This is a genomic window from Hymenobacter sp. B1770, from assembly GCF_049896385.1.
Classification (GTDB): domain Bacteria; phylum Bacteroidota; class Bacteroidia; order Cytophagales; family Hymenobacteraceae; genus Hymenobacter.
Map to the genome: position 1 here is coordinate 1 of NZ_JAFCUF010000072.1, position 666 is coordinate 666.

General features: G+C 62.3%; 1 protein-coding gene. It reads right to left on the reverse strand.

Annotated elements, in window-relative coordinates:
• The coding region (locus ACP7AJ_RS21530) for a serine hydrolase domain-containing protein (RefSeq protein ID WP_426062298.1) at nt 1–391 on the reverse strand (391 nt) is incomplete at its 3' end.
• Nucleotides 392–666 lie beyond the last annotated feature (275 nt).

Sequence of the window (666 nt, forward strand, 5' to 3'; positions counted from 1 at the left end):
CGGCCGTCACGTAGGGGTCGTACATCTTAAACTCGGGGATGTGGTCCGTCACCTTGTCGTCCCAGCGCAGCTTGCCCTCGTCCACCAGCAGGCCCAGGGCCGCGGTGGTAAAGGCCTTGGTATTCGAAGCAATGCCGAACAGCGTATTGGCGTCCACCGGCTCTTTCGTGGCCAGCGAGCGCACGCCGTAGCCCTTGCTCAGCACCACTTGCCCGTCCTTGACCACGGCCACGGCCAGGCCCGGCACGTCGAAGGCTTTCAGGGCGCGGGCCATGACGGCATCGACGGCGGCCACGTCGAGCGGGGCGGTCACGGGCGGCGCGGTTTGGGCCCGGGCGGGCAGCGAAAGCAGGGCAGCCAGCAGCCAGCCGTAGGAGCGAGAAAGCAGCATGTGAAAATTAAAGAGGGCTAATCAGATGGGTAAATGTAGACGCTTTCTACCCCAACGCTACAATGTCTGTAGCAACCCGGTTGCCCGAGAACCTTTTAGCTAATCAACCCTCCTTAAACTGAACGGCGAGCGTTTACCTTCGGACCGTTTATTTGAACCATGAGTATGCCTTCGCGCGGTGGTGCCTTCTTTTTCCTCTTGACCTGGTCCCTGTTCACCCGCTGCGGGGCGCCGTCCGGCGCCGGGCACGACATCCAGGCGCTGGAGCTGCTGCA